The organism is Mycobacterium sp. TH-M106 (assembly GCF_057473765.1).
Genome location: NZ_JBYCLE010000346.1, coordinates 1 through 2965, shown reverse-complemented (window position 1 = coordinate 2965; position 2965 = coordinate 1). Strand labels below are relative to the sequence as shown.

Here is a 2965-nt window from a genome sequence, read left to right as displayed (position 1 = left end):
GCGGCGGCGCCGCTCACCCACAACCCGAAATCAAGATCAACTGGCCGCCTCAGCAGTCGTCACAGGAGAACTCGGGCTACCGTGAAATTTTGAGGCTGGTCGTACAAGCCGATGGCCCCGCCCCAGGCGATGCCGTGGTTCTGGTCGTGGACATAGTCGTATTCAAATAGGCGTGCTTTGAAGTCAGCTGCATATTCTGCGGGGGTGACGACGGGGGTGTCGGCGGGCAGATCATTGCGGACGTCGGCGACATCGACGACCTCGTCTTGTATCAGAGTGTTGGGAATGGGGCCCGTCACGTCCTGCCACCGCAAAAAAATACCTCCGTTGTTGATACCGGAGTCATCAACCCAGTTCGCCACACCCGGGTCTTGGCTGCTGATGACGTAGTAGGTGAAGCCGTTTGGATCATGGAACGCCTGGGTGTCGTTGAGGCTGCCCTGCACGGTGGCATACGGAGAAGTCTCTCCCCAGTCGTTGGCCAGCTGAAGACCTGAGTATGCGGCGTCGATATCGGGCACCTTGACGATCAACGCCTGATCCGGCTCGAGCGAATAGTGGCCCAGACTGCTTAGTTGGCCCGGCAGTGTCGGACCCGGAATAACCTTGCCGGTCACTTGTATGGGCAGAAACGTGTTGTTCGGAATGGTGTCGAACACCTCCCGCTCCCCTGAGTAGGTACCGGCAGCGTTCTCGGTAGCCATGTTCGCGGCGACGGTACTCAGCATCGACGAAATCTGGTCCTCCGATAGCAGTGGAACGGTAAGCGTTGAAGGGCGGCCCTCTTCCTGGATGGAGAAATTGTCATGTATCTGGCCCCAGTCGCCGACGGTGTCACGAACCAGCACCGTATCTGCCCCCGCAGTATCGACCCAGTTTCCTTGCTGCGGAGCCGAACTCAACACGACGGTGTAGGTGCCATCGGGATTTGGCTTAGCATCGAACAAATCGATCCCGCCGGAAAGAGCCTTGAAGTCGGCCGTCACGCCATTGCCTGAATAGGGCGCGAACGTCACGTCCTGGCTACCAGGGCCGGGATCGACAGTGATCACATATGCCTGATCCGGTTCGACGTGTACTTCGCCGTATTGGTCGTCCGGGTTCGTGTAGACCAGAAATTCTTGCGGGTTGGCGGCAGGAGCCGTCCACGGATACGGAGCCCACCGCATCGTCACGTCGTGAAACTGGTCGACGCCCAGTGTGTTGAGCTCCATAGCGAGCATGGTGAGCGCAAGGTTTTGTGTGTACTCGTGCAACGTGGGCAAATCCGACGGAACGATAAACGGGTAGTTGCTGTTGGTGTCGGCGACCTGCTGCTGCGCGTCGAGCAGTTGGTCAATCACGGGTTGTAGCGGATTCGAAGAACCCGGATCGGCGACCGCGCACGGGGCCATCAACACCATTGCCAGTGCGCCGGCCGCCATCGTTGTGGCCACTCCGGCCACGCGAGCCACCCGCGACCGAGCGTCGCGGCGTTGGGCGTCGGCAGTGCCGGACCAATCACCGGAAGCGGAGGTCGCCTTAACACAGCGGAAAGTTCGTTCGCTCGTCAGCACAGACACAGGACCCATGGCTCCAGCTGCCTATCACGATGGGATGGAATTCTGCAGCGCATTCTCGAGAGTACTTGTCGATGCGACCACAACTGGCCGGTTCGATCGATGCCGTGTGCTGGCCGCGGATGACAGCAGGGTCTTTACTAGAAAACATGGATCGCGACCACCTCATCGACCTGACCCGGCGCGCGGTGAAGCTGGCACGGGACAAAACCACCGACTTCACCCCAGGCGAGTACACCGTCAGCACGGAGAACTACACCTCGACTGAGCGGCACCGCCAGGACACGGCGATGCTGCTGGCCAGCCCGCAGCTGGTGGGTTACGTCTCCGAACTGCCCCAGGCCAATAGCTACACCACGAAGACCGTGATGGGGCGCTCGGTGCTGCTGACCAGGGTCCCCGACGGGACGGTCAAGGCGTTCGACAATGTCTGCCTGCACCGGCAGTCCCAGGTGGTGACCGGTTGCGGCACGAAGAAACGATTCAGCTGCCCGTATCACGCCTGGACTTACGACAACACCGGGAGCCTGATGGCGGTCCCGGGCGCCGAGGGCTTCCCCGGGGTGCAGGTGAAATCCGTGGGCCTTACCGAGCTGCCGGCCGCCGAGTTCGCCGGGTTCCTGTGGGTGTCACTCGATCCCGGCACACCGCTGGATATCGCCGCACATCTGGGTCCGCTGGCCGACGAGCTCGACTCGTGGGGAATCGGGCACTGGTCGCCGCTGGGCGAGAAGGTGCTCGACACACCGATCAACTGGAAGCTGGCGGTGGACACATTCGCGGAGAACTACCACTTCGCCACCGTTCACCGGCAGACGTTCGCCAAGATCGCCCGCAGCAACTGCACGGTGTTCGACGCGTTCGGGGCACACCACCGGTTGATCTTCCCGCTCAACGGAATTCTGGAACTAGACGATGTCGGAGAAGACCAGTGGGAGCCGTTCAAGTACATGGTGGTGATCTATGCGTTGTTCCCCAACATCGTGATCTCGGTGACGATCGCCAACGGCGAGCTGTTCCGCATCTACCCGGCGGACCGGCCGGGAAAATCAATCACCGTGCACCAGAACTCGACACCGCTGGATCTCTCCGATGAGTCCATCGCCGCGGGCGCGCAGGCCGTCTTCGACTACGCGCACGCCACCGTGCGCGACGAGGACTACCGGCTGGCCTCCGCGCTGCAGACCAACCTGGAGTCGGGTGCCCGCGATCACCTACTGTTCGGCCGCAATGAACCCGGCCTGCAGCATCGTCATGCCGCCTGGACCGAAGCATTGGCACGTACTAGCCGCCCGGGCTGATCACAACTCAGGAGATTCTCAATGAAGTTGTCAAGCCGCCGCGGCGTTAGGTGTGGTGGGTTGATAGGCCTGGTGGTCGCGCAGCATGGCCCACAGGACGTTGAG

Annotated in this window: 2 protein-coding genes; one reads left to right on the top strand and one right to left on the bottom strand. The window is 61.4% G+C overall.

Going from position 1 to position 2965, the window contains the following annotated elements; all coding sequences use genetic code 11:
* Positions 1 to 59: 59 nt before the first annotated feature.
* On the bottom strand, positions 60 to 1445 hold the full coding sequence (locus AC2VOP_RS12010; RefSeq protein ID WP_486961176.1) for a hypothetical protein: 1386 nt from the start codon (positions 1443 to 1445) through the stop codon (positions 60 to 62).
* A gap of 263 nt (positions 1446 to 1708) precedes the next feature.
* Here AC2VOP_RS12010 and AC2VOP_RS12005 point away from each other — a divergent pair, with 263 nt between their 5' ends.
* On the top strand, positions 1709 to 2860 hold the full coding sequence (locus tag AC2VOP_RS12005; RefSeq protein WP_486961175.1) for an aromatic ring-hydroxylating oxygenase subunit alpha: 1152 nt from the start codon (positions 1709 to 1711) through the stop codon (positions 2858 to 2860).
* Positions 2861 to 2965: the final 105 nt, after the last annotated feature.

Excerpts from the sequence above, each read along its gene's own strand:
- AC2VOP_RS12005 (WP_486961175.1), top strand. The coding sequence starts at position 1,709 with ATGGATCGCGACCACCTCATCGACCTGACCCGGCGCGCGGTGAAGCTG.